Origin of the sequence: Kitasatospora sp. NPDC088861, from assembly GCF_044750105.1 — a bacterium.
Taxonomy (GTDB): domain Bacteria; phylum Actinomycetota; class Actinomycetes; order Streptomycetales; family Streptomycetaceae; genus Kitasatospora.
Genome location: NZ_JBIVJF010000006.1, coordinates 72,777 through 97,697 on the forward strand (window position 1 = coordinate 72,777; position 24,921 = coordinate 97,697).

Below are 24,921 nucleotides of genomic sequence, written 5' to 3' on the forward strand. Positions count from 1 at the left end.
GCGGACAGAATGTGCGGAATAACCGGCGTATTCGTCCTGGGCGGCGGTCGCCCGGCCGATGCCGCCGTGGTCCGGGAGATGACGGCGTGCCTGGTGCACCGCGGCCCCGACGACGACGGCCACTACGCCACGGACGGCCTGTGCCTGGGCTTTCGCCGGCTGGCCCTGAACGACCTCGCCGGCGGCAACCAGCCGCACCGCACCGAGGACGGCACCCTGGTCTCGGTCTGCAACGGCGAGATCTACAACCACCGCGAGCTGCGCACCGCGCTGAGCCGCCGCGGCCACCGGTTCCGCACCGAGAACGACACCGAGGTGCTGCTCCACCTGTACCGCGAGTACGGCGAGGACCTGACGGCCCACCTGGACGGCCAGTTCGGCTTCGCGCTGCACGACGGGACCGCACAGCGGCTGCTGCTCGCCCGCGACCGGGCCGGCATCGTCCCGCTCTTCTACACCGTCGCCGACGGCCAGCTGATCTTCGCCTCCGAGATCAAGGCGATCCTGCGCCACCCGGCCGTCAGCGCCCGGGTCGACCTGCGCGGCCTCGACCAGGTACTGACGCTGCCCGGACTGGTCAGCCCGCGCACCATGTTCGAGGGCATCAGCGCCCTGCGCCCCGGCGAGCGGCTGATCGCCGACCGCTCCGGCGTGCGCACCGAACGGTACTGGGACCTCGACTTCCCGCTCGCCGCCGACCTCGACCCGGTGGCCCCCGAGGCCCTGGACCGGGAGCTGGAGCGGTACGCCCACCGCACCGCCGAACTGCTCGACGGGGCCGTGCGCAGCCGGCTGCTCGCGGACGTGCCGATCGGCATGTACCTCAGCGGCGGCCTCGACTCCAGCCTGATCGGCGCCCTGATGGCCCGGGCCCGGCCCGGCCACGCCTGGCCCAGCTTCTCCGTCACCTTCCCCGGCCGCGACTTCGACGAGGGCCCGCACCAGCGGCTGGTCGCCGCCAAGCTGGGCACCGAGCACCACGAAGTCCCGGTCGGCGAGCACGAGGTGGCCGAGCGGATCACCGCGATGGTGCGCCACGCCGAGGCACCCGTGCGCGAGTCGTACAACGTCTGCTCGCTGGCGCTGTCCGAGGCCGTCCGCGCCGCCGGGACGGTCGGCGCGCTCAGCGGCGAGGGCGCCGACGAGCTGTTCGGCGGCTACCCCGGCTACCGCTTCGACGCCACCGGGCTCGGCGGCAGCCGGCTCACCGGCCTGGACGCCCGGCTGGAGCGCGAGATCCGCGAACGGATGTGGGGCGTCGACCTCGGCTACGAGCAGGACCAGCTGCCCGCCCAGGAGTTCCGCCGCGAGCTGTACGCCGAGGACCTGGCTTACGGGCTGGACGAGTTCTCCGTCACCAACCAGCGCCTGGTCGACCCCGAGCGGCTGTCCGGGCGCCACCCGCTGCACCAGCGCTCCTACCTCGACTACCACCTGCGGCTCGCCGACCACCTGCTCGGCGACCACGGCGACCGGATGGCCCTGGCCAACGGCGTCGAGCTGCGCTTCCCCTTCCTGGCGAACGCGGTGGTCGACCACGCCACCACGCTGCCACCGGAGTTGATGCTCGCCCACGGCCGGGAGAAGGCCGTGCTGCGCCGGGCGGCCGAGGGGCTGGTGCCCGGCGAGGTGCTCAGCCGGCAGAAGTACGGCTTCCGCGGCCAGACCAGCAGCCACCTGCTGAGCACCGGCGCCGACTGGTTCGAGGAGCTGGTCTCCCCCGCGACCGTCCGCCGCCAGGGCTACTTCGACCCGGACACCGTCGCCGCCCTGACGCAGCGTCAGCGCGGCGACGGCCAGCAGGTGCACGCCCACCTGGACACCGACTACCTGATGCTCGTCGCGACCTTCGCCCTCTTCGTCGAGGAGTTCGATCTGCCGTGCCTGGGATGACCGCCACAGCCGCCGGGCCGATCGCCGACCCCGGCACCCGCCCGCGCCACCCGCTGGTCGGGGTGGTCGGCGGCATGGGCCCGCTGGCCTCCGTCGAACTGCTGCGCACCGTCTACCGGGCCTGCCGGCTCCACCCCGAGCAGGACACCCCCCGGGTGCTGCTCTGGTCCGACCCGGCCGTGGTGGACCGCACCGAGGCCATCGGCAGCGGCGAACTCGACGAGCTGCGCCGCGCCGTGGAGTCCTCGCTGCGCGGCCTGCTGGCCGCCGGCGCGGAACGCGTGGTGATCGCCTGCATCACCGCCCACCACGTGCTCGGCGACCTGCCGGCCGACCTCGCGGCGCGCTGCGTCTCGCTGGTCGACGTGGTGCACGAGGAACTGGCCGCGGCCGGCGAACCGCACCTGCTGCTCTGCTCCTCCGGCACCGCCCGGGCCGGCATCCTCACCTCGGGCGCCGCCGGGGCCCGGGCCGCTGGCCAGCTGGTGGCGCTGCGCCCACCGGACCAGGAGGCGCTGCACCGGGAGATCCACCGCCTCAAGCGCGGCGAGGACCCGGCCCGCACCATCGACTTCCTGCGCGAGACCCTGCCCCGCTACGGCGTGCGGGCCTTCGTCGCCGCCTGCACCGAGCTGCACCTGGTCACCAGGGCGATCGAGGACGCCGGTCTGAGCGAGGCCCTGCCCTCCCTCGACCCGCTGACGGTCGTGGCCCACCGGATCATGAACGGAGAGTTGTGAGCCACACGAGCATCCTCGACCGCTGGGCCGACCAGGTCGAGCGCCGAGCCGCCGCCCCCGCCCTCGCCACCGCCGAGCGGGTCTGGAGCCACCAGGAGCTGGCCGGGCTGGCCGCCGGCCTGCGCGACCGCCTCGCCACCGGCACCGGCCCGGTCCTGGTCGCCTGCGCGGACCCCGTCCCGGTGGTCGCGGCGATCCTCGCCTGCGCCGCCACCGGCCGCCCGTTCGCCCCGGTGGACACCCGCCAGCCCGCCGCCCGCTGGACGGCCCTGCTGGAGGACCTCCGGCCGGGCACCGTGCTCGCCGACGCCGCCGGCCGCTCCGCGCTGGCCGCCGCCGGGCCGGGCCCGACCGTCGCCGGGCAGCACCTGGCCGTCGCCGGACAGGGCGAACTGCCGCTGCTCGCCGCCGAGTCGATCACCCCGCTGCCCTGGGCGGCCGACGACTGGACCGGCATCAGCGGCCCCGACGCCGGCTACGTCTACTTCACCTCGGGCACCACCGGCCGCCCCAAGGGCATCCGGGGCAGCTTCGAGGCGGTCGCGCACTTCCTGGACTGGGAGATCGCCGAGTTCGGCATCGCCCCGGGCACCCGGATCTCCATGCTCACCTCCCCCGGCTTCGACGCCTTCCTGCGCGACGCCCTCGTCCCGCTGTGCGCCGGCGGCACCGCCGTGCTCCCGGCGCCCGGCGCCATCCCCGTCGGCGCGGCCCTGGCCCGCTGGCTGACCGAGCAGCAGGTCGACCTGCTGCACTGCGTGCCCACCGTGTTCCGCACCCTGCGCGCCGCCGGGCTGGCCGCCGACTCCCTGCCGCGGCTGCGCAGCGTGCTGATGGCCGGGGAGCCGGTCCGCCCCGCCGACATCGCCTGGTGGCGGGCCCTGTTCGGGGACGGCAAGGAACTGGTCAACCTCTACGGGCCGTCCGAGACCACCATGACCAAGGTCTTCCGCCGGCTCACCGCCGAGGACGCCGAGGCCGAGACCGTCCCGGCCGGCCGGCCGATGCCCGGGGTCGAGATCGCGGTGCTGTTCGGCGGACGCCCGGTGGTGGACGCGATCGGCGAGATCGAGATCCACACCCCGTTCCCGCTGCGCGGCTACCTGGGCGACGCGGCCGGCGGCTTCGCCGCACCGGACCGGTACCGCACCGGCGACCTCGGCCGCCTCGGCGCCGACGGCACCCTGGAGGTCCTGGGCCGCCGCGACCAGCAGGTCAAGGTGAACGGCGCCCGGGTCGAACTCGGCGAGATCGAGGACCTGCTGCGCCGCCACCCCGCGGTGGCGGACGTCTGCGCCGCCCTGGTCGAGGAGGCCGACGGCGAACCGGTGCTCTGCGCCTACCTGGTCGCCGACGGCGCCACCGACGAGGAACTGCGCGCGCACGCCGCCGAGGGCCTGCCCGCCCCCGCCCGCCCCGCCCTGTACCTGCGGCTCGCCGCGATCCCGCGCACCCTCAGCGGCAAGGCCGACCGGCGGGCGCTGCCCAGCCCGGCCGCCGCCCTGGCCGGGCGCACCGGCGAACAGCCGCTGGACGGCCTGGAGGCCGGCATCGCCGAGCTGTGGCGCGAGCTGCTGCACGTGCCCGCCGTCGGCCGGCACGACGACTTCGCCCTGCTCGGCGGGGACTCGCTGGGCATCGCCCGCCTGCTGGACGGACTGCGCACCCGCTTCGGCGTCGAGGTGCCGCTGCGGGTGTACGTCGGCGACCCGACCGTCGCCGGGCTGGCCGCGGCCGTCGCCGCCGGCCGCGCGGACGCCTCGCCGGAGGGCGGCCGCCGATGAGCCGCGACACCTCCCTGCCGCTGCGCGGCGACCGCGCCCGCGCGCCGCTGTCCTACGCCCAGCGGTCCATCTGGCGGGCCGAGCAGGTGCTGCCCGGCACCGCCCTGCACAACGAGAGCGCCGCCTTCCACGTCAGCGGCCCGCTGGACGTGGCCGCCCTGGAACGGGCGCTGGCCGCCGTCGCCCGGCGGCACGAGGTGGTGCGCTGCGCCGTCACCGCCGACGGGGCGGGCGAGCCGTGGCAGCTGTTCGCCGGCCTGGTCCGCCCCGCCGTCGAGACCGTCGACCTGACCGGCGTCCCCGAGGGCGAGCGCGCGGACCGGCTCGCCGAGCTCACCGCCCGCGCCGTGGCCGTGCCCTTCGACCTGGGCCGGCCCCCGCTGATGCGCACCCAGCTGTTCCTGCTGGGCGGGGACCGCTCGCTGCTGCTGTTCACCGCCCACCACATCGTGGTCGACGCCTGGGGCTTCGGCGTCTTCCTGGAGTCGCTGGCCGCCTGCTACGCCGCCGAACTCGGCGGCGAGGCCCCGGACCCGGACCCGGCCCAGGAACCGGCCGCCGGACCCGACTTCGGCGACTTCGCCGCCTGGCAGCGCGGCGACGACAGCGACACCAGCCACGCCGGCGGAATCGACCACTGGCAGACCCGGCTGGGCGGCGAACTGCCCACCGCCGACCTGCCGTCCGACGTCGGCCCCGGCGGCGACCCGGCGGCCGGCGCGCTGCACCACTTCACCGTCCCCGCCGACCTGGCCGCCCGGCTCAGCGCCTTCGGCCGGGGCGAACTGGCCAGCCTGTCCACCGTGCTGCTCACCGCCTTCTGCGCCACCGCCGCCCGCTGGACGGGCCAGGACGACCTGGTGGTCGGCATGCCGGTGGCGACCCGCGGCCGCACCGCGCTGGCCGGCGTCGTCGGACCGCTGCTCAACCTCGTCGCCCACCGCAGCGACCTCGGCGGCGAGCCGAGCTTCCGGCAGGCCCTGGCCCGCACCCGCCGGCACCTGAAGGCCGACCTGCGCCACCGCGACACCCCCTTCGACCTGGTCCTGGAGCGGCTGGGCCGGGCCGCGGGCGGGCGCACGCCGCTGTTCCAGCTGATGTACTCCTTCCACAGCGGCCCCACCACCACCCTGGAGCTGCCCGGCGTCACCACCTCCCCGGCGCCCTCACACAGCGGCACGGCCAAGTACGACCTGACCTTCTTCCTGCGCCCGCGCCCCTCCGGCGCGCTGGACGCGACGCTGGAGTACCGCACGGCGCTGCTCGCCCCCGCGACGGCGGCCGACTTCGCGGACTCGCTGCTGTGCCTGCTGGAGGCCGCCGCGGCCGACCCGGACCGGCCGCTGGCCGAGCTTCCGGTGCTCTCCGAAGGCCGGCGCCGGCGCGTCCTGGTGGACTTCAACCGGGCGCCCGACGCCGAGCGCGCCTGGGCCACCGTGCCCGAGGCGCTGCGCGAACTCGCCCGGCAGGACGGCGCCGCACCGGCCGTCGAGTCACCCGGCCGCGCGTTCAACCGGGCCGCGGCCGACGCGGCCGCCGACCTGGTCGCCCGCCGGCTGGTGGCCCGGCACGGCGTGGCGCCGGGCGACCGGGTGGCCCTGCGCGTCGAGCGCGGCGCGCAGCTGGTGCCGCTGATCGTCGGCATCTGGCGGGCCGGGGCCGTGCTGGTCCCGCTGGACGAGGCCATGCCCGCCGCGCGGGCCGAGCACGTGCTCGCCGACAGCGGCGCCCGCCTGCTGATCGGCGACCCCGCCGAGGGGCTGCCCGCCGCCGACCCGGCCGCGCTGCTCGACGAGGGCCCGGACGCCGGGACCGGGCAGCCGCTGCCCGGCGCCGGCCCCGAGGACCTCGCGTACCTGATGTACACCTCGGGCTCCACCGGGCTGCCCAAGGGCGTGGCGGTGCCGCACGGCTGCGTCGCCAACCTGCTGCACAGCGTGGTCCGCGCCGAGCCGGGCCTGCGGGCCGACGACACCCTGCTCGCCGTCACCTCGATCACCTTCGACATCTCCGTCCTGGAGCTGTTCGCCCCGCTGCTGGCCGGCGGCCGGGTCGTGGTCGCCCCGCGCGAGAGCGTCCGCGACGCCGAGGCGCTGGGCGCGCTGCTGGAGCGCAGCGGCGCCACCGTCATGCAGGCCACCCCCTCTCTCTGGCGCGGGCTGCTGGACGGCGGCTGGGCGGGCCGGCCCGGGCTGCGGGCGCTGTGCGGCGGCGAGGCCCTGGACGCCGACCTCGCGGATCGGCTGCTGGCTCGCTGCGCCGGGCTGTGGAACCTGTACGGGCCGACCGAGACGACCATCTGGTCCACCGTCGGGCGGGTGCTGCCCGGCGAGGGCGTCACGGTGGGGCGCCCGGTGGCCGGCACCGTCTGCTACGTCCTGGACCGGCGGCTGCGGCCGGTGCCGCGCGGGGCCGTCGGCGAGCTGGTGATCGGCGGGGCCGGCGTCAGCGCCGGGTACCGCAACCGCCCGGAGCTGACCGCCGCCGCCTTCGTGGCCGACCCGGTCGACCCGGCCGGCGGCACCGTCTACCGCACCGGCGACCTGGCCCGCCACCTGCCGGACGGCCGGATCGTCGTGCTCGGCCGGGCCGACCAGCAGGTGAAGATCCTCGGTCACCGCATCGAGGTCGGCGAGGTGGAGTCCCTGCTCGCCGCCCACCCCGAGGTCCGCCAGGCGGCGGTGGTCGTGGACCGGGGGCAGCCCGCCGGGCCCCGGCTGGTCGCCTTCGTCACCGCCCGCACCGGGGACGACGGGCTGCCCGACCGCCTGCGCCGGCACCTGCGCGAGCGGCTGCCCGCCGCCGCCGTCCCCGGGGTGATCGCCCCGCTGCCCGCGCTGCCGCTCAACACCAGCGGCAAGGTGGACCGGCCGGCGCTGCTGCTGCGCGCCGGGGAGCTCACCGCCGCCCGGCGCAGCGCACCGGTCACCGAGGCCGAGCGGGCCGCCGTCGCGCTCTGGGCGGAGGTCCTGGGCCTGCCGCCCGAGCGGGTCGGCACCACCGACGACTTCTTCGCCGCCGGCGGCAACTCCATCGCCGCGACCCGGCTGCTCGGCCGGGTCCGGGCCCGCTTCGGCGCCGCGCCCTCGCTCGCCGAGTTCTACACCGACCCCACCCCCGCCGCCCTGGCGCGGGTGCGGCCCGCCACCCCTGCGCCCGCCGTCCGGACGGCCGGGCCGGCCCCGGACGCCGTCCCGATGACCGACCAGCAGCGCCAGCTGTGGCTGCTGCACCGCCTGGCCCCCGACTCGCCCGCCTACCACCTGCCCGCCGCGCTCGACCTGACCGGGCCGGTGGACGAGGCGGCCCTGACCGGGGCACTCGCCGACCTGACCGCCCGGCACCCGGTGCTCGCCGCCCGCTGCGAGCTGCGCGAGGACGGCCCGGTGCTGGTCCTCGCGCCGCCCGCCGCACCGGCCCTGGCCGTCCTGGACGCGGCGCCCGAGGAGGTGCCCGAGCTGGCCCGGGCGGAGGCGGTGCGCCCCTTCGACCTGGCCGGTGAGCCGCCGCTGCGGCTCACCCTGGTGCGCACCGGCCCCGAGCGCTCGGTGCTGCTGTGCACCGCGCACCACCTCGCGGTCGACGGCTGGTCGATCGGCGTGGCCGTGCGCGAGCTGGCCGCGCTGTACGCCGCCCGTCTCGGGCTGGCCGAGCCGCCGCCCGCGCTCGACCTGGACTTCGCCGGCTACGCGGCCGGCTGCGCCGACGAGGCGGGCCTGACGCTGCGTCAGGAACACCTGGAGTACTGGCTGAAGCGGCTCGACGGGCACCCCGGGGTGCTCGACCTGCCCGCCGACGCACCGACCCGGGCGCGGCCGACGGGAGCCGGCGAGGCCCTGCCGGTGGCGCTCGCCCCGGAGCTGACGGCCGCGCTGCGCGAGGGCGCCGCCCGGCTGCGCACCACGCCCTTCACCCTGCTGCTCGCCGTGTACGCGGCGCTGCTGGGCCGCTACGCGGGCAGTGACGACGTGCTGGTGGGCGTGCCCGTCGCCAACCGCGACCGGCCCGAACTGGAGTCGCTGGTCGGCTCGTTGGCCAACACCCTGCCGGTGCGCGTGGACCTGGCCGGGGCGCCGTCCTTCGCCGAGCTCGCCGCCCGCACCGGGCGGGCGCTGGCGGGCGACCTCGGCCGTCCGCTGGTCGCCTTCGACCGGCTGGTGGCCGGCCTCGGCCTGCCCCGCGACCCGGGCCGCCCGACCCTGGTCCAGGCCTCGCTGGTGTTCCAGGACGCGCCGCCGGCCGACGTCCGGCTGGGCGCGGCCGCCGGCGTGCTGCGCCAGGTCCCCACCGGGGCGGCCAAGTACGACCTGACCCTGGCCCTGGACGAGCGCGCCGACCGGATCGCCGGCACCCTGGAGTACGCCACGGACCGCTTCGGCCCGCAGTTCGCGGACCGCTTCGCCCGGCACTTCCACGTCCTGCTGCGCGCCGCCCTGGCCTCGCCGCAGGCCCCCCTCGACGCCGTCGCGCTCACCGACCCCGCTCTGCCCGCCCCGCGCCCGGCCCGCCCCGCGGGCGAGGCGCGCGCCGAGCACGCCGTCTCGGTGTCCGAGCTGTTCCGGGCCCGGGCCACCGCCCGCCCGGACGCCCCCGCGATCCGGGCCGAGGACGTGACGGTCGGCTACCGGCAGCTCGACGTCTGGAGCGACCGGATCGCGTCCCGGCTGCTGGAGCGCGGCGCCGCCCCCGGCCGGTTCGTCTCGGTGCTGCTGCCCGCCGGCCCGGTGCAGAGCGCCGCGATCCTCGGCGTCGCCAAGACCGGGGCCGCCTTCGCGGTGCTCGACCCGGCCGACCCGGACGCCCGCCTGACCGCGCTGCTGGCCGACGCCGAACCGGTGTGCCTGCTGGCCGCCGGGAGCACGCTCGCCCTGCACCCCGAACTGCGGGAAGGCGTCGGGCACTTCGCCGGTATCCCGGTCGAGGTCGTCGACCCGCGGGTGCCGGCCGCCGACGAGCCCGCGGGCCCCGCCCCGGCCGCCTCGCCCGCCGCCCCCGGCGACCCGCTCTGCCTGGTCTACACCTCCGGCTCCACCGGCACGCCCAAGGGCATCGCCCTGCCGCACGCGGCGCTCGCCCAGTTCGCCCACTGGCAGCGCGAGCACTTCGGCATCCGGCCGGACAGCCGGATCGCCCAGTGGGCCCCGTTCACCTACGACGCCGCGTACACCGAGGTGTTCGCCGCGCTCTGCTCGGGCGCGGTGCTCTGCCTGCCGCCGCAGGGGCTGCGCCGCGACCCGCTCGCGGTGGCCGGGTGGCTGCGGGCCGAGCGGATCACCCAGATCCAGACCGTCCCGGCCTTCTTCCAACTGGTCACCGAGGCGCTGGACGCCACCGGCTCGCACCTGCCGGACCTCGCCCACGTGCTGATGGCCGGCGAGGTGCTCCCGGTGGCCCTGGCCGCCGCCTGGGCGCACCGCCCCGACCGGCCGCGGCTGCACAACCTCTACGGGCCCACCGAGTGCGTGCTGGCGACGCACCGCGAGCTGGCGACGGGCGAGGAGTTCCCGGCCGGGGTACCGATCGGCAGCCCGATCCCGGGCCGCGAGGCGGTGGTCCTGGACCGCCGGGGCCGGCTCTGCCCGGTCGGCGTGGTCGGCGAGATCCACCTGCGCAGCGACTTCCTGGCCGGCTCGTACCACCGCAGGCCCGAGGAGAGCGCCCGGGCGTACGTCGCCGACCCCTGGCAGGCCGGGGGCCGGCTGTACCGCACCGGGGACCTGGGCCGCCGCCTCCCGGACGGCGAGCTGGCGTTCGTCGGCCGGATCGGCAGCCAGCTGAAGATCCGCGGCAACCGGATCGAGCTGGAGGAGATCGAGGCGCTGCTGGAGCTGCACCCCGGGGTCCGCGAAGCGGCCGCCGCCGCGCACGGCCAGGGCGGGGCCCGCCGACTGGTCGGCTACGCCGTCGCGGCGCCCGGGGTCACCGGCGCCGAGCTGCGGGCGCACCTGGCCGAGCGGCTCCCGGCCGCGGTCGTGCCGGACACCGTGCTGCTGCTGGACGCGCTGCCCAGGACGCGCACCAACAAGCGGGACCGGGCCCGGCTGCCGCTGCCCGGGGCCGCCGCCCGGCCCGCCGACGCCGCCCCGCTGGCCGGGGTCGAGCAGCTCGTCGCCGACGCCTGGCGCCGGCTGCTGGGCGGCGGCCCGGTCGGCCGGCACACCAACTTCTTCGAGGCCGGCGGCGACTCGCTGCTGGCCGCCCGGCTCCAGCTGGAGCTGGCCCGCCGCCTGGAGCGGCCGGTCCGGCTGGTGGACGTCTTCGGGCGGCCCACCATCGCCGAGTTCGCGGCCGGCCTCACCGAGGGCGCCGCCCCGGACGGCCGAGCCGCCGCCGAGACCGCCGAGCCGCGCGGCGAACGCCGCCAGAGCGCCGTCCGGGCCCGCGCCAGGGCCCGCCGCGAGGCCCGGGACCGGGCCGAGGGCCCGGCCGCCGACCAGCACACACCGGCCGGGCCGACGACCCGGACCGCACCGACAGGGAGGGACTGACATGGACGTTCAGGGCGTGATGACGGAGCTGCACGGCATCCTCGGCACCGAGGGGCTGGAGCGGGTCGAGGAGTGCCTGCGCATCCTCACCGGCGAACAGGCCCCGGAGTACCTGCACGACGACCAGGAGCCGACCCGGCTGTTCTTCCCCGGGATCAGCGCCCTGCCCTGGCACGACACCGCCGAACTGCCCTGGGTGGCCCGGATGGAGGAGGCGTACGACCGGATCAAGGCCGAGTTCCTGGAGCTGCGCGCCGAGCAGGCCCGCTTCGCCCCGTACGAGGACCTGTACACCAAGGAGCTCGGCTGGCAGGGCTGGGACACCTACCAGCTGTACCGCAACGGCAGCTGGCGCGACGAGGTCCTGGAGCGCTGCCCCGAGACCCACGCCGCCGTCTCGGCGAGCCCGCACGGGCCGCGCGACGGCATGTTCACCATCCTCAACCCCGGCGTGCACATCACCCCGCACACCGGCGGCGTGAACCTGCTGCTGACCGCGCACCTGCCGCTGATCGTGCCGCCCGGCTGCGCCATCAAGGTCGGCGACGACGAGCGGGGCTGGGAGGAGGGCAAGGTGATCCTCTTCGACGACAGCTTCATCCACGAGGCCTGGAACAAGGGCACCCAGCAGCGCGCCGTCCTGCTCTGGGACGTCTGGCACCCGGAGCTGACGCCCGTCGAGGTCCGGGCCCTGGAGTTCCTGATGCCCCGTTTCCAGCGCTACCTCATGGCGGTCTGAGCCGCACGGCGGCCCTGAACCCCATGGCGGTCTGAGCCCCGGCCGCGTACCCGGTCCTGCCCGCCCCGCCGCGCGCGGAGCCCACCTCACCCACGGAGAACACCTTGAACGCACAGCCGGTCATTCCCGACGAGGCCGAGACCGACGGCCGGGTCGCCGTCGTCGGCCTCTCGGGCCGCTTCCCCGGAGCCGATTCCGTCGACGCGCTGTGGGAGCTGCTGGCCTCCGGCACCGAGGCGATCAGCCGGTTCGGCCCCGAGGAGCTGCGGGCCGCCGGGGTGCCGGACGGCGAGGCCGGCAAGCCCGGGTACGTGGCCGCCAAGGGCGTGCTGGCGGATGTCGCCGGCTTCGACTCCCAGCTGTTCGGCTACAACGCGCTGGAGGCCTCGGTCATCGACCCGCAGCAGCGGATCTTCCTCGAATGCGCCTGGGAGGCGCTGGAGGACGCCGGCTGCGACCCCGACCGGGCGCGCGGGCCGATCGCGGTCTACGCCGGGTCGCTGCTGAGCACCTACCTGATCCACAACCTGCTGCCGCGCACCGACCTGCGGGACTCCCTCGGCGTGCCGATGCTCTTCCAGGGCAACCAGCCCGACCAGCTGGCCCCCCGCGCCGCGTACAAGCTCAACCTGCGCGGCCCGGCGGTCAGCGTGCAGACCGCCTGCTCGACCTCGCTGGTCGCGGTGCACCTCGCGGTGCAGAGCCTGCTGTCCGAGGAGTGCGACCTCGCGCTCGCCGGCGGCGTCACCGTCACCGTGCCGCACCGCTCCGGCTACCTGCCGGTGCCCGGCGGCATCGAGTCCCCGGACGGGCACTGCCGGCCCTTCGGCGCCGAGGCGGCCGGCACGGTCTTCGGCAACGGCGCGGGCGTCGTGGTGCTCAAGCGCCTCGCCGACGCGCTCGCCGACGGCGACCGGGTGCACGCCGTCATCCTCGGCTCGGCCGTCAACAACGACGGCGCGAACAAGGCGGGTTACACCGCCCCGGGGGTCGCCGGCCAGACCGCCGTGATCCGCGAGGCGCTGTCCGTCGCGGGCGTCGCCCCGGACAGCATCGGCTACGTCGAGGCGCACGGCACCGGCACCCCGATCGGCGACCCGATCGAGGTCGAGGCGCTCACCGCCGCCTTCCGCGCCGAGCAGGACGCCGACGACAGGTCCGCCACCGGCTGGTGCGGCCTGGGCTCGGTCAAGTCCAACCTCGGCCACCTGGACACCGCCGCCGGCGTCACCGGCCTGATCAAGGCCATCCTGACGGTGCGCGGCGGCCGCATCCCGGCGAGCCTGCACGCCGAAGCCGTCAACCCCGAACTCGGCCTCGCCGACAGCCCGTTCTTCGTCCCGGCCGGCCTCACCGACTGGCCGGTCGCCGACGGCCCGCGCCGGGCCGCCGTCAGCGCCTTCGGCATCGGCGGCACCAACGCGCACGTGATCCTGGAGCAGGCCCCCGAGCCGGCCCCGCGCGAGGCCGCCGCACCGGACGCCGTCCCCGTCGCCCTGCCGCTGTCGGCCCGCACCGCCGCCGCGCTGGACGCCGCCGCCGAACGGCTCGCCGACGACCTCGCCGCCCACCCGGACCGCCCGCTGGCCGACGTCGCCCGCACCCTGCGCACCGGCCGCCGCCAGCTGGTCCAGCGCCGCGTCGTGGTCGCGGACGACACCGCCGCCGCCGTGGCCGCGCTGCGCGGCGCCGGCCGCCGGGAGTCGGTCCGGGCCCGCGCCGGGCAGGGCGCCGCCCCCGTCGCCTTCCTGCTGCCCGGCCAGGGCGCGCAGTACCCGGGCATGGCCCTGGGCCTGCACCGGGCGCACCCGGTCTTCCGGGCCGCCCTGGACGAGGCCGCCGACCTGCTGCGCCCGCACCTGGGCCTCGACCTGGTCGAGCTGCTGCGCGGCGGCGACGCCGACCTGCTGCGCCGCAGCTCCGTCACCCAGCCCGCCGTGCTGGCGGTCGGCCACGCCACGGCCGCGCTGTGGCGGCACTGGGGCGTGCGCCCGGCGGCGCTGCTGGGCCACAGCCTCGGCGAGTACACCGCGGCGCTGCTCTCCGGCGTCCTCGACCTGCCCGAGGCGCTCGCCCTGGTCGCCGCCCGCGGCCGGCTGATGGAGCAGAGCGCGCCCGGCGCGATGCTGGCCGTCCCGCTGGACGAGGCGGCCGCGGCCGACCTCGCCGCCGCGCACGGCCTGGACCTCGCCGCCGTCAACGGACCGGGCGCCTCGGTGCTGTCCGGCAGCGCCGAGGCCGTCGAGCGGGCCGCCGCCGAGCTGGGCGAGCGGGGCCTGCGCGCCCTGCGCCTGCCGGTGGAGCGGGCGTTCCACAGCGCCCTGTGCGCGCCCGCCGCCGAGCAGTTCGCGGCCGAGCTCGCCAAGGTCACGCTGCACGAGCCCACCGTGCCGTTCCTGTCCAACCTCACCGGTGACTGGATCACCCCGGAGCAGGCCACCGACCCCGGTTACTGGGTGCGCCAGATGCTCGCCCCGGTGCGCTTCCACGACGGGCTCACCCGCCTGGCGGCGCTCGACGAGCGGATGGTGCTGGTGGAGACCGGCCCCGGCAGCGTGCTGACCGACCTGGCCCGCGCGGCCGCCGAGGGCACCGCCGGGCCGCGGCTCGCCCTGCCGCCGCTGCCCACCCGCGGGCGGCGCGGCGCCGAGGACGAGCCCGGCAGCGCCGTCCTCGCGCTCGGCAGCCTGTGGGCGCACGGCGCCGCCGTCGACTGGGAGCCCGTCGACGCCGACGCCCGCCCCGCCGACCTGCCCGGCTACCCGTTCGAGCGGCTCCCGCACTGGATCGAGCCCGCCGTCCCCGGCCGGGCGCCCGCCACCGCGCTGCCCGCCGCGGACCTCGACGCCGTCCACGCGACCGTCGACTGGCGCCCGCTCGCCGAGGCCCCCGGGGACGACCCGCTGGCCGGCCGCCGCCAGACCTGGCTGGTCCTGCTGGACCGGGCCGCCGCCGCCCAGCCCCTGGTGGAACTGCTGACCGCGCGCGGCCAGATCGTCACCACCGTCCGGCCCGGCCCGGCCTACCGCCGGGTGCGCCGCGGCGTCTACGAGCTCGACCCCGCCGACCCGGCCCAGTACGCGAAGCTGCTGGCCGACCTGCGCGGCCTGGTCCGCACGCCCACCGCCGTCCTGTACGCCTGGGGCCTGGACGAGACGCCGGACGAGACCGCCGGCTACTTCGGCCTGGTCCACCTCGCCCGGGCGATGTCCGCCGAGAGCGTGCTGAACGAGGTCCGGCTCGGCGTCGTGACCGCCGGGGCCTTCCCGGCCGCCCCCGGCGAGCAGCCCCGGCCCGCCGCGGCCCTGCTCAGCGGCCCGGTCCAGGTGCTCGGCGAGGAGTACCGCAACCTGCGCTGCACCCAGGTCGACCTCGCCGTCGGCGCCGCGCTCGACGAGGCCGCCGCCGACGCGGTGGTGCGCGCCGTGCTCACCGGCCCGGCCCGGCTGCTCGCCCTGCGCGAGGGCGCTCTGCTCACCCGCGTGGTCGAGCCCGCCGAGCGCCCCGTCCCGACCGCCCCGGCCCGGGTGCGGGCCGGCAGCACCTGGCTGCTCACCGGCGGGATCGGCGGGATCGGCCTGACCCTCGCCCGGGCCCTGGCCCGGGCCGGCGCCGCCCGGCTCGTCCTGCTCGGCCGCGGCGCCGCCGACGAGGCCGCGCTCGCCACAGTGCGCGAGAGCGGCGCCGAGGTGCTGGCCGTCCAGGCCGACGTCACCGACGCCGAATCGCTGGACCGGGCGCTGGAACAGGCCCGTTCGGCCTTCGGCCGGATCGACGGCGTCGTCCACGCGGCCGGCGTGCCCGGCGGCGGCTCCATCGAGCTGCGCTCCGACGACAGCATGCGCACGGTCCTCGCCCCGAAGACCGCCGGCCTGCGCCACCTGCTCGCCGCGCTGCGGCCCGGGGAGGCCGAGGTGCTGGTGCTCTGCTCCTCGCTCGCCACCCTGATCCCGACCTACGGCCAGGCCGACTACGCGGCCGCCAACGCCTACCTCGCCGCCGTCGCGGAGGCCGAGGCCGCGCGCGGCGAGCGCCACGCGGTGGCCGTCGACTGGGACATGTGGGCCGGCGTCGGCATGGCCAGCCGGGCCGAGGTCCCCGAGGCCCTGCGGGCCTTCCAGGCCGACATGCTGGCCGGCGCGCTCACCCCCGAGCAGGGCGCCCGCGCCTTCGCCGCCCTGCTGGAGGGCCCGCCCGGACGGGCCGTGGTGGCCCGGGCCGGCGCCGCGATCGCGGACGGCACGCTGCGCACCTCCGCCGCCCCGGCCGCCGAGGCCCCCCGGACGGCGGCCCTGCCCCGCCCCGAGCTCGCCACGCCGTACACCGCCCCGGCCACCCCGACCGAGGAGCGCCTGGCCGAGATCTACGCCGAACTGCTCGGCCTCGACCGGGTCGGGGTGGACGACGACTTCCTGGAGCTCGGCGGGCACTCGCTGCTGGCCGCCCAGATCGCGGCCCGGCTGCGGGCCGAGTTCGAGGTCGACGTCCCCGCCCGGGTCTTCTTCGAGGGCGGCCGCGTCGCCGACCTCGCCACCGAGATCGAAGACCGCATCCTCGCCGACCTGGAGAACCAGTGACCAACCCCGCAGGCCGCCGCGAGGACCGTCTCGCCCGGCTCACCCCCGAGCAGCGCGCCGCCTTCGAGGCGCGCGCCCGGGGCCGCGCAGGCACCACCCCGGCCGCCACGGCCGGCCCCGCCGCCACCGCCCCCGCCGTGCCGCCGCGCGACCCGGCGCTGCCAGCGCCGCTGTCCTTCGGCCAGGAACGGCTCTGGTTCCTGGAGCAGCTCACCCCCGGGCTCGGGGTGTTCAACGAGTATGTGGGCCTGCGCCTGAGCGGCCCGCTGGACGTCGCCGCGCTGGAGGCCGCGCTGGACGGCCTGGTGGAGCGGCACGAGGCGCTGCGCACCGTCATCGCCGCCGGCCAGGACGGCCCGGTGCAGCGGGTGCTGGAGCGCACCGCCCCGGTGCTGCGGGTGGTCGAGCCGGCCGGCGGCGAGGCCGGCTGGAGCGAGGCCGAGGAGCGCGCGCTGGCCGAGCGGGAGTCGGCCCTGCCGTTCGACCTGGAGCACGGACCGCTGCTGCGCGCCCTGCTGATCCGCTCCGCGCCCGAGCGCGCCCTGCTGGTCGTGGTCAACCACCACCTGGTCGGCGACGCCTGGTCCCGCGCGGTGCTCGTGGAGGAGCTCTGCGCCCGCTACCGGGCCTTCCGCGAGGGCGGCCCGGCCCCTGAGCCGCTCGCCGTGCAGTACGCCGACTGGGCGCAGTGGCAGCGCCGCGAACTCACCGACACCGCGCTGGCCGAGCCGCTCGGCTACTGGCGCGAGCGGCTGGAGGGCGCCCCGCACGTCCTGGAGCTGACCACCGACCGGCCCCGGCCGGCCGTGCCCGGCCACCGGGGCGGCCGGGTGCACTTCACCCTGGACGCCGCCACCACCGAGGCCGTGGAGGGCGCGGCCCGGGCGGCCCGGGCCACCCCGTTCATGGTCACGCTGGCCGCCTGGCAAGCCGTCCTGATGCGCCACTCCGGCCAGCAGGACGTCGTGGTCGGCGTGCCCACCGCGGGCCGCGACCGTCCCGAACTCGCCGGGCTCGTCGGCATGTTCGTCAACAGCCTGGTGCTGCGCTCGGACCTCTCCGGCGACCCGACCTTCGGCGAACTGCTCGGCCGGGTGCGGGAGACCTCGCTCGGCGCGCTGGCCCACGCCCAGGTGCCCTTCGAGCGCCTGGTCCGCGAGCTGCGCCCGGACCGCGACCTCAGCCACGCCCCGCTCTACCAGGTGCAGTTCGGCTACCGCAACGTCCCCGCCCCCGACATCGCCCTGCCCGGCGTCACGGTCGAGCTGGTCGAGCTGGACAACGGCCTGTGTCGCACCGACCTGAGCCTGGAACTCGCCCGTGACGGCGAACTCACGGCAGGCGTCTGCGAGTTCAGCGGCGACCTGTTCGACGACGACACCGTGCGCACGCTGACCGAGGCGCTTCAGCGGGTGCTGGCCCGCGGCGCCGCCGACCCCGGACTGCGGCTCTCCGAACTGCTCGCGCTCACCCCCGTCGAGCAGGCCCTGCTGGCCTCGGCCGGCGACGGCCCGGCGCTGCCCGCGGACGCGCCGGACGTCGTGACGGCCTTCGCCGAGGCCGTGCGCACCCGCCCGGACGCCGAGGCCGTGCTGCCCGGCGGCCGCCCGGAGCTGGCCCTCACCTTCGCCCGACTGGACGCCCGGGTCGACGAGTTGCTCGCCCGCCTCCAGGCCGCCGGGGTGCGCCCCGGCGACCGGGTCGGCCTGTGCCTGCGCCGCGGCACCGACCTGCCCGCCGCCATGCTCGCCGTGCTCCGGGCCGGCGCCGCCTACCTGCCGCTCGACCCGGACTACCCGGCGGCCCGGCTGCGCCACGTGGTCGAGGACGCCGAGCCCGCCGTGGTCGTGGTGCACGCCGCGACCCGGGACGCCGCGCCCGCCGGCGCCCCGCTGCTCGACCTCGACGCCCCGGCCGAGTCCGCCGGACCCGCGCCCACAGCCGCACCCGTGGATCCGGACTCCCCCGCGTACGTCATCCACACCTCCGGCTCGACCGGCCGCCCCAAGGGCGTCGTCGTGCTGCGCCGCAACCTCACCGCCTTCCTGGCGGCGATGGACCGCGTGCTGGCGGACGACGGGGAGCCCGCCACCTGGCTGGCCGTCACCAGCGTCTCCTTCGACATCTCCGTCCTGGAACTGCTCTGGACGCTCAGCCGGGGCCACCGCGTCGTGGTCAACCCCGACCCCGGCACGGCGGCCCCCACCCCGGCCGCACCGGCCTCGCAGGACGCCCCGGCCGTCCCCGAGTTCAGCCTCTTCTACTTCGCCAGCGACACCGCCGGCGCCGAGCCCGGCCCCGACCAGTACCGGCTGCTGCTGGACGGCGCCCGCTTCGCCGACACCAACGGCTTCTCCGCCGTCTGGCTGCCCGAGCGGCACTTCCACGCCTTCGGCGGGCCGTTCCCGGCCCCCTCGGTGCTGGCCGCCGCGATCGCCCAGGCCACCCAGCGGATCGGGATCCGGGCCGGCAGCGTGGTGCTGCCGCTGCACCACCCCGTCCGGGTCGCCGAGGAGTGGTCGGTCGTCGACAACCTGTCCGGCGGGCGGGTCGGGCTCTCCTTCGCCTCGGGCTGGCACGCGGACGACTTCGTCCTCGCCAAGGACGCCTACCAGGACCGCCAGGCGCTCACCGTCAGCGGGATCGAGCAGGTGCGCCGGCTGTGGCGCGGCGAGCGGCTCCCCTTCGAGGGGCCCGGCGGCCGCACCGTCGACGTCCAGGTGCTGCCCCGCCCCGTCCAGGCCGAGCTGCCGTACTGGCTCACCTCCTCGGGCAACCCCGAGACCTGCCGGACGGCCGGCCGGGTCGGCGCCCGGCTGCTGACCCACCTGCTGGGCCAGAGCGTCGAGGAACTCGGCGAGAAGATCGCCCTCTACCGGGAGGCCTGGCACGAGGCCGGCCACCCGGGCGAGCCGCACGTGACCCTGATGCTGCACAGCTACGTCGGCGCGGACGCCGCCGACGTCCGGGCGCACGCCTGGCAGCCGTTCCGCGACTACCTGCGCAGCTCGGTCGGCCTGATCGAGAACCTGGCCCGCGGCCTCGGCATGGACGTGCGCAGCAACGACTTCACCGCGGAGGACCAGGAGGCCCTGCTCGACCACGCCTGCGCCCGCTACCTGGGCCACGGCTCGCTGATCGGCACCGCCGAGGAGTGCCTGCCGCTGGTGCACCGGCTGGCCGCGGCCGGCGTGGACGAGATCGGCTGCCTGGTCGACTTCGGCGTCGACACCGACGTCGCGCTGGCCGCCCTGCCCCGGCTGGCCGAGCTGCGCCGCACCGCGGCCGCCGCACCGGCCCCCACCCCGGCCGCCCTCGCGGTCGCGGCCGAGACCGAGCTGACGGCGCTGGTGCGCGCCCACGGCGTCACCCACCTGCAGTGCACCCCCTCGCGGGCCCGCACCCTGCTCGACGAGGCCGACCCGCAGGCCCTGCGCGGCCTGCGGCAGCTGCTGCTCGGCGGCGAGGCCCTCGACGCCGAGCTGGTGCGCCGGCTGGCCGAGCACCTCGGCGGCCCGATCCGCAACATGTACGGGCCGACCGAGACGACCGTCTGGTCCACCACCGCCGAGGTCGACCCGGCCGAGGGTCTGGTCACCATCGGCGGCCCGATCGCCGGCACCACCGTGCGCGTCCTCGACCCGTACGGGCGGCGGGTGCCCGTCGGCGTGCCGGGCGAACTCCTGATCGGCGGCGCCGGGGTGACGGCTGGCTACCTCGGGCTGCCCCGGCTCACCGACGAACGCTTCGTCGCCGACCCCGAGGCGACCGACCCCGCCTCGGCAAGCCCCGAGTCGGCCGGCTCCGAGTCAGCCGGCCCGGGCTCGGCCGACCCCGCCGCCCGGCTGTACCGCACCGGCGACCTCGTCCGCACCCTGCCCGACGGCCGCCTCCAGTACCTCTCGCGCAACGACCACCAGGTCAAGATCCGCGGCTTCCGGATCGAGACCGGCGAGGTCGAGGCCGCGCTCACCGCGCTGCCCGGCATCCGCCAGTGCGTGGTCACCGCCTACGGCCTGGGCACCGCCCGGGCCGCGCTGGCCGCCTACCTGGTGCCCGAGGACCCGGCCGCGCCGCCCGCCCCGGCCGAGCTGCGGGCCGCCCTGGCCGGGCAGCTGCCGGGCTTCCTGATCCCGTCCCGGTTCATCCCGCTCGACGCGCTGCCGCTCACCGGCAACGGCAAGGTCGACCGCGCGGCGCTGCCCGCCCCCGAGACCGTCCCCGCCGCCGGCCGCGACCGCACCGCGCCCGCCACGCCGACCGAGGAGCGGATCGCCGCGATCTGGCGCGAGGCCCTGACGCTCGACAAGGTCGGCACCGAGGAGGACTTCTTCGAGCTCGGCGGCCACTCCCTGCTGGCCGCCCGGATGGTCGCCGGGATCCGCCGCGACCTGGACGTCCAGCTGCCGCTGCGCACCCTGTTCGACTCGCCGACCGTCGCCGCCCTCGCCCGGGCCGTGGACGCGCTGGGCGCCGACGGGGCCACCGCGGCGCCCGCCCAACCGGTCGAGCTGCTGCCCGACCCGGCCCACCGCCACGAGCCCTTCCCGCTGACGGACGTGCAGCGCGCGTACTGGATCGGCCGCAGCGGCGCCGTCGGCGGCGACGTCGCCTGCCACCTCTACCTCGAAGTGGACGTCGCCGACGTCGACCCGCTGCGCCTCCAGGACGCCTGGCAGGCCCTGGTGCGGCGGCACGACGCGCTGCGCCTGGTCTTCGCCGAGGACGGCACCCAGCGCATCCTGCCCGAGGTGCCCGCGTACCAGCTGGCCGTCGAGGACCTGCGCGGGCTGCCGGAGCCCGAGCGGGCCGCCGCCCTCGCCGGGACCCGCGCCCGGATGTCGCACCAGGTGCTGCCCGCCGACACCTGGCCGCTGTTCGAGCTGCACGCCAGCCGGACCGAGGGCACCGACGCCCGGCTGCACCTGAGCATCGACACCCTGATCGCCGACGGCGGCAGCGTGCAGATCCTGCTGCGCGAGCTGCTGGCGATCTACCAGGGCTCGCTCGACCCGCGCCCGATGGAGCTCTCGTTCCGCGACTACGTGCTGGCCGAGCGGACCCGCCGCGAGGGCCCCGCGCTGCAACGCGACCTCGACTACTGGCACGGCCGCCTGGAGACCCTGCCGCCCGCCCCCGCGCTGCCGCTGGCGCGGCGTCCCGAGGAGCTGACGCAGACCAGGTTCCACCGCCGCGAGGCGCACCTGCCCGCCGAGCTGTGGGAGCGGCTGAAGAGCCGGGCCGCCGCCGGCCGGGTCACACCCTCGGCGCTCGCCCTGGCCGCCTACGCCACCGTGCTCGGCACCTGGGCGGCGGCCGACCGCTTCACCCTCAACCTGACCCTGTTCAACCGCGTCGGCGACCACCCCGACCTGGCCGCCATGGTCGGCGACTTCACCGCGCTCAGCCTCTTCGAGGTGGACGGCGCGACCGCCGGCTCCTTCGCCGAGCGGGCCCGCCGGCTCCAGGACCGGCTCTGGGAGGACCTGGACCACCAGCTGGTCAGCGGCGTGCGGGTCGGCGGCGACCTGGCCCGCCGACGCGGGGTGGCCGACGCCGCCATGCCGGTCGTCTTCACCAGCGAGCTCGGCGCCGGCGAGGTCGGCGGCAGCCAGGTGCTGCGGGAGCTCGGCGCCCGGGTCGCCCACACCATCACCCAGACCCCCCAGGTCTGGCTGGACCACCAGATCTCCGAGGACGAGGGCCGGCTGCGGCTGACCTGGGACGCCGTCGAGGAGCTCTTCCCCGAGGACCTGCTCGACGCGATGTTCGAGGCCTACACCGGCCTGCTCACCGCCCTCGCCGAGCGGCCCGACGCCTGGACGGACCCGTACCTGGCCGCCCTGCCCGCCGCCCACGCCGAGGCCTACCGCGCGCTCAACGCCACGGACGGCCCGCGGCCCGACGGTCTGCTGCACGAGCCGTTCCTCGCCCAGGCGCGCACCGCCCCCGAGCGGACCGCCGTGGTCTCCGCCACCGGCACCGTGACCTACGGCGAGCTGGAGCGCGCCTCCGCCGCCGTGGCCCACGCGCTGCGCGGGGCCGGCGTCGGCCCCGGCGACCTGGTCGGCGTGCGCGCCGACCGGGGCTGGGAGCAGGTCGCGGCCGCGATCGGCGTGATCCGGGCCGGCGGCGCCTACCTGCCGCTGGACGCCGGACTGCCGGCCGCCCGCGTCGCCCGCTCGCTCGAACACGCCGGCGCCACCGCGCTGCTCGCCCGGGAGTCCTGGGACGCGGCCGGCGCGGTGCCGGCCGGGGTCACCCTGCTGGGCTTCGAACAGGCGCTGGCCGCCCCGGCCGACGCCGAGCCGGCCCCGGCGCCCACCACCCCGGCGGACCTCGCGTACGTCATCTACACCTCGGGCTCCACCGGTGACCCCAAGGGCGTGATGATCGACCACCGCGGCGCGCTCAACACCGTGGTGGACGTCAACGACCGGTTCCGGGTCGGCCCCGCCGACCGCGTCCTCGGCCTCTCCTCGCTCGGCTTCGACCTCTCGGTCTACGACCTGTTCGGCACCCTCGCCGCCGGCGCCGCGCTGGTGCTGGTCGGGCCCGGGGAGGAGCGCGACCCCGCGCGCTGGTCCCGGCTGGTCGCCGAGCACGGCGTCACCGTCTGGAACTCCGTCCCCGCGCTGATGGAGATGCTGCTCGCGTACGCCGGCGGCAACCCGGCCGCCGACCTGGAGTCGCTGCGCCTGGTCATGCTCAGCGGCGACTGGATCCCCGTCGGCATGCCCGACCACGTCCGCGCGCTGTCGCCCAAGGCCGAGGTGATCAGCCTGGGCGGCGCCACCGAGGCGTCGATCTGGTCCGTGCTGCACCCGATCGGCGCGGTCGAGCCGGGCCGCCCGAGCATCCCGTACGGGCGGCCGATGCGGAACCAGGGCATGGTCGTCCTGGACGAGGCCTTCCGGCCGCGCCCGGTCGGCGTCGCCGGCGCCCTGTTCATCACCGGCGTGGGCCTGGCCGTCGGGTACCGCAACGCCCCCGAGCTCACCGCCCGGGCGTTCCCGACCCACCCGGTCACCGGGGAGCGCCTGTACCGCACCGGCGACCTGGCCAGGCTGCTGCCCGACGGTGAGCTGGAGTTCCTCGGCCGGGAGGACTGCCAGGTCAAGGTGCGCGGCATGCGCATCGAGCTGGGCGAGATCGAATCGGCACTGGTCCGGATGGACGGCGTCCGGGAGGCGGCGGCGCTGGTCGAGGGCAACGGGCTCGGCGCCCGGCTCGCGGCCTTCGTGGTCCGCGAGGCCGCCCGGCCGCAGCCCGCCGCCCCCGCTCCCGCGGCGGCCCCGGCCCTGGACGCCGAGCGGGTCCGCCGGCTGGAGGCGCGCCTGCGCCAGCCCGGCCGCCGCGCCGACCTGGCGGGCCGTGAGGTCCTGCCCTTCGCCCTGCCGACCGACACCCTGGACCTGCGCCGGGCCGCCGCCCTGCGCGGCGCCGCCACCGGGTTCGCCGACGCCCCCGTGCGGCTGGCCGACCTGCACGCGCTGCTGACCGTGCTCGCCCGCCAGGACGAGGACGGCGTGCCCCGGTACGCCTACGGCTCGGCCGGCGGCCTGTACCCGGTGCAGACCTACCTGGCCGTCGCCCCCGGCAGGGTGGCGGGCCTGCCGGCCGGCACCTACTACGTCGACCCGGCCGGGCCGGCGCTGGTCGCCCTCGACGGAGCACCGGGCTCGGCCCGGGCGCTGGACCGGGCGCTCTACAGCGAGGCCAACGGGCCGCTGCTCGACCAGGCCGGCTTCGCCGTCTTCCTGGTCTCCCGGACCGCCGCGATCGCCCCGGTGTACGGCGAACTCGCCGACCGCTTCTGCCTGTTGGAGGCCGGGGCGATGGCGCAGCTGCTGCGCCACCGCGCCGCCGACTGCGCGGTGGCGCTCTGCCCGATCGGCGACGTCTTCCCGGATCCGCTGCGCGAGGCGCTGCGGCTGGAGGAGGGCCAGCGCGTGCTGCACACGCTCGTCGGCGGCCGACCGCTGAACGCGTCCGCCGAGGAGCCCGGCTCCGGCACCGACTGGACGGCCGCGCTGCGCGACGCGCTCGCCGAGCGGCTGCCCGGCTACATGGTTCCGCAGCGGGTGCGGGCGGTCGAGGCGCTGCCGCTGTCCGCCAACGGCAAGGTCGACCGGGCGGCGCTCGCCCGGCTGGGCGCCGCGGTGCCCGCCCCCGCCGTCGTCTCCGCCGTCCCCGTCGCCCCCGCCCTCGCGGCGGCCCCGGCTTCACCGGTGGCGCGAGCGGCGGCGCACGGGCCGAGCGCGCTCGGCGCGATGGAGCGGCTCACCGAGCTGTGGCGGGAGGTGATGGACGGGGCGGAGGTCGGCGTCGACACCAACTTCTTCGAGGCCGGCGCCAACTCCATCCACCTGGTCCGGGTCCAGCGGCGGATCGCCGAGGACTTCGGGCAGGAGCTCTCGGTGGTCGAGATGTTCGACCGGCCGACCATCCGTCACCTGGCCGAGCTGCTGGACCGGCCGGCCGGCGCCCCGGCGCCGCAGGCGGTACCGGCTGCATCGGCACCCGAGCCCGCCTCGGACACGGCCGGACCCGACACCGCTGGACCCGACACCGCCGCATCCGACACCGCGCAGCCCGCCGGCGGCGACCGCCGGCAGCACCACGAACGGCGCCGCGCCGCCCGCCGAGGCGGCTCCGGCACCGGCCCGACCGGCTGACCCCGACGGCCGGCGGCCGACA

The 24,921-nt window shown here is 77.3% G+C and carries 7 protein-coding genes; all 7 read left to right on the plus strand.

Going from position 1 to position 24,921, the window contains the following annotated elements:
- Nucleotides 1–9: 9 nt before the first annotated feature.
- Entirely contained in the window at nt 10–1,893 is a 1,884-nt protein-coding gene (gene asnB, locus ACIP37_RS13615; RefSeq protein WP_363585488.1) for an asparagine synthase (glutamine-hydrolyzing), read from the plus strand.
- Nucleotides 1,890–2,633, plus strand: coding sequence for an aspartate/glutamate racemase family protein (locus ACIP37_RS13620; RefSeq protein ID WP_331745473.1), 744 nt, complete (start codon nt 1,890–1,892; stop codon nt 2,631–2,633). The genes asnB and ACIP37_RS13620 overlap by 4 nt, the downstream gene beginning before the upstream one ends.
- On the plus strand, nt 2,630–4,417 hold the full coding sequence (locus ACIP37_RS13625) for a non-ribosomal peptide synthetase (protein ID WP_400806878.1): 1,788 nt from the start codon (nt 2,630–2,632) through the stop codon (nt 4,415–4,417). The genes ACIP37_RS13620 and ACIP37_RS13625 overlap by 4 nt, the downstream gene beginning before the upstream one ends.
- A complete protein-coding gene (locus ACIP37_RS13630; RefSeq protein ID WP_400806875.1) occupies nt 4,414–10,905 on the plus strand; it encodes an amino acid adenylation domain-containing protein in 6,492 nt (2,163 codons plus the stop codon). The genes ACIP37_RS13625 and ACIP37_RS13630 overlap by 4 nt, the downstream gene beginning before the upstream one ends.
- A 1-nt stretch (nt 10,906) precedes the next feature.
- Nucleotides 10,907–11,644 (plus strand): aspartyl/asparaginyl beta-hydroxylase domain-containing protein, encoded by a 738-nt coding sequence (locus ACIP37_RS13635; protein ID WP_331744769.1) that lies wholly within the window; start codon nt 10,907–10,909, stop codon nt 11,642–11,644.
- A gap of 104 nt (nt 11,645–11,748) precedes the next feature.
- The gene (locus ACIP37_RS13640) at nt 11,749–16,221 is read left to right on the plus strand and encodes an SDR family NAD(P)-dependent oxidoreductase (protein ID WP_400806872.1); all 4,473 of its coding nucleotides are present in this window, start codon (nt 11,749–11,751) and stop codon (nt 16,219–16,221) included.
- Entirely contained in the window at nt 16,218–24,899 is an 8,682-nt protein-coding gene (locus tag ACIP37_RS13645; protein ID WP_400806870.1) for an amino acid adenylation domain-containing protein, read from the plus strand. The genes ACIP37_RS13640 and ACIP37_RS13645 overlap by 4 nt, the downstream gene beginning before the upstream one ends.
- The last annotated feature ends 22 nt before the right edge of the window (nt 24,900–24,921 follow it).

What these genes read in the sequence shown, in the direction of transcription:
- asnB (WP_363585488.1), top strand. Translation starts at nt 10, where the DNA reads ATGTGCGGAATAACCGGCGTATTCGTCCTGGGCGGCGGTCGCCCGGCC.
- ACIP37_RS13620 (WP_331745473.1), top strand. Translation starts at nt 1,890, where the DNA reads ATGACCGCCACAGCCGCCGGGCCGATCGCCGACCCCGGCACCCGCCCG.
- ACIP37_RS13630 (WP_400806875.1), top strand. Translation starts at nt 4,414, where the DNA reads ATGAGCCGCGACACCTCCCTGCCGCTGCGCGGCGACCGCGCCCGCGCG.
- ACIP37_RS13635 (WP_331744769.1), top strand. Translation starts at nt 10,907, where the DNA reads ATGGACGTTCAGGGCGTGATGACGGAGCTGCACGGCATCCTCGGCACC.